Raw genomic sequence first — 2,585 nt, 5'->3', positions numbered from 1 at the left:
CACAGGACCAGCAACATGATCTCCGGCAGCGGGTAGACCACCTTCCAACTCTGGCGCGGGTCTTCCAACGCCGAAAAATGCTCCACCAGTGCCTTGCCTGACATCGGATGCCTCACCAGACCGAGGCCCCCTGTGAATCACGCAAAAGGCAACACCGAAATCCATTCCTTTCAAGCGATCGCCCTGCGGCGACCGGCATCGGCAATCGACAAGCCGGCGGCGATCCTGTAGAGGGCAGCCCAACTCACAACAGGATCGCCGAAATCCTGGTGCCGGACGCCCATGAGGGGCGGCACGGCGCAACGGCTGGAGCTATGCCATGAACATCATCGAGCAGCTGGAGCGCGAGGAAGTCGCGCGCCTCGCGAAGACCATTCCCGATTTCGAGCCGGGCGATACGCTCATCGTCAACGTCCGCGTCAAGGAAGGCGAGCGCACCCGCGTCCAGGCCTACGAGGGCGTCTGCATCGGCCGCCAGGGCGGCGGCCTCAACGAGAGCTTCACGGTTCGCAAGATTTCCTACGGCGAGGGCGTCGAGCGCGTCTTCCCGGTGCATTCGCCGATGATCGATTCGATCAAGGTCGTCCGCCGGGGCAAGGTGCGCCGGGCCAAGCTGTACTACCTGCGCGACCGCCGCGGGAAGTCGGCCCGCATCGTCGAGCGCACCGATCGCTACAAGTCCAAGGATGCCCCGAAGGCGGCCCCCGCCGCCGCCGAGTAAGGTCATCGGACGCCCCGGCTCGCAGCCGGGGACCCCGAGGTTTTCAACCGGTCCGGCTCAGCCGGGCCGGTTTTTTCATGCCCGCGGCTCAGGCGGCCCGGACCCGATCGAGGAAGTGGGTGATCTCCGCGGAGAGCAGCCCGGACTTCTGCGACAGTTCGGCGGCGGCGCCGAGCACCTGCTCGGCCGCGGTGCCGGATTCCTGGGCGGCGGTCGAAACCTCAGCGATGTTGCCGGTCACCGTGCTGGTGCCGTCCGCCGCCTGCGCCACGCTGCGCACGATCTCGCCGGTCGTCGCCTCCTGCTCCTCGATCGCGGCCGCGACGCTGGTGGCCAGCGTGTTGACCTCGGTGACCGTACGGCCGATCTCCTGGATCGCCTCCACGGCTTGCCGGGTCGAGACCTGCACGGCGCCGACCCGGGTCGCGATCTCCGCCGTCGCCTGCGCGGTCTGGTTGGCGAGTTCCTTCACCTCGCTCGCCACCACGGCAAAGCCCCGGCCAGCCTCGCCGGCGCGGGCCGCCTCGATCGTGGCGTTGAGCGCGAGCAGGTTCGTCTGGCTGGCGATCGCCGCGATCATGCTGGCCACGGCGCCGATCTTCTCGGCGCCCTCGGCGAGGTCGCGCACGATCGCGTCGGTGCGCTGGGCCTCCGTGGCCGCCTGGCCGATCATGGCCGACGAGCGCGCCATCTGGCCGGAGATCTCCCGGATGGTCGTCGACATCTCCTCGGTCGCCGCGGCCACGGTCTGCACGCTGGCGGAGGTCTCCTGCGCCGCCTCGGCGACCTGGGCCGAGCGCGCGCTCGTCTGCGTCGCGCTCTGCGCCATCGTGGCGGCGTTGGCCTGCATCGCCGTGGCGGCGGAGGTCAGGCCCCGCATCAGGGTCCCGGCGCTGCCCTCGAACTGTCGGGTCAGGGCATCCAGCGCCTGGGCGCGCTCGATCTTGGCCTCGGCGTCCCGGGCGGCCGCGACGTCCATCTCGCCCTTGGCGACCAGGGCCTGGCGGAACACCTCGACGGTGGCGGACATCCGGCCGATCTCGTCGCGCCGCTCGGTATCGGAGACCGGGCTCGTGATGTCGCCCTCCGCCAGGGCCTGCATCCTCCGGTGCAGGCGGCCGAGCGGCCGGGTGATGCTGCGCCCGATCAGCAGGGAGCCGAGCACCGATACGCCGACGATGCCCAGGAGCAGGACCAGCACCGTGATCGCCAGCGACCGGAACGACGCCGCGATGTCGTCGGTATAGGCGCCGGTGACGATGAAGATGTCCCAGGGCGCGAAGCGGGTCGCCACGGACACCTTCGGGAAGACGCCCTCCCGTCCGGGCCGGAGGTATTCGTATTCAAGCATCGCCGGGTCGGAGGATCTCAGGCGAGCGATGAAGGCGCGAATGATCGGTATGCCGTTGACCGTGAGATCCAGCTGGTTCTTGCCGACATCCTTCCGGTTCGGCACGGCGACGGCAACGCCGTCCATCGTGTAGATCGAGATGTAGTTGGTTCCGCCGCTGTAGCGCATCGCCATGGTCGATTCGGCCAGCTCGGACAGGGCCGCCTGCTTGGTCAGCGTCCCGGCCTTCACCCGCTCGTCGAGAGCCTGGGCGTGCGACTGGATCAGCTCGACCATGGCGCGCAGCGACTGGACGCGCTCGTCCAGCATTTCACGATGGAATAGCTTGAGGCCCAGGCCACCGATCGTAGCAATAATCAGACACGTCAGTATCGTTAGAAGCGAAAGCTTACGTGACAGCGTCAAATTTGCCAGCGAAATGCTCATATCAATGGTTATCCTATATGTTTAAGGATCAATATGCTCACCGCAGCGCATAACTCAAGATTAGATATCCAAAAAATTTCCCCATTT

The 2,585-nt window shown here is 66.8% G+C and carries 2 protein-coding genes; one reads left to right on the top strand and one right to left on the bottom strand.

The genetic code is table 11. From position 1 onward, the window contains the following. Positions 1 to 319 precede the first annotated feature (319 nt). Positions 320 to 721: a 50S ribosomal protein L19 gene (rplS, locus tag FV233_RS29030; RefSeq protein WP_147857177.1), complete on the top strand. Its 402-nt coding sequence runs from the start codon at positions 320 to 322 to the stop codon at positions 719 to 721. A gap of 88 nt (positions 722 to 809) precedes the next feature. Here rplS and FV233_RS29025 read toward each other — a convergent pair whose 3' ends face one another. Then, positions 810 to 2,381, bottom strand: coding sequence for a methyl-accepting chemotaxis protein (locus tag FV233_RS29025; RefSeq protein WP_246690136.1), 1,572 nt, complete (start codon positions 2,379 to 2,381; stop codon positions 810 to 812). Between the last annotated feature and the right edge of the window lie 204 nt (positions 2,382 to 2,585).

Source organism: Methylobacterium sp. WL7 (assembly GCF_008040085.1).
Classification (GTDB): Bacteria; Pseudomonadota; Alphaproteobacteria; order Rhizobiales; family Beijerinckiaceae; genus Methylobacterium; species Methylobacterium mesophilicum.
This window is presented reverse-complemented; position numbering and strand designations above follow the sequence as displayed.

Excerpts from the sequence above, each read along its gene's own strand:
- rplS (WP_147857177.1), top strand. The coding sequence starts at position 320 with ATGAACATCATCGAGCAGCTGGAGCGCGAGGAAGTCGCGCGCCTCGCG.
- FV233_RS29025 (WP_246690136.1), bottom strand. The coding sequence starts at position 2,381 with ATGCTGGACGAGCGCGTCCAGTCGCTGCGCGCCATGGTCGAGCTGATC.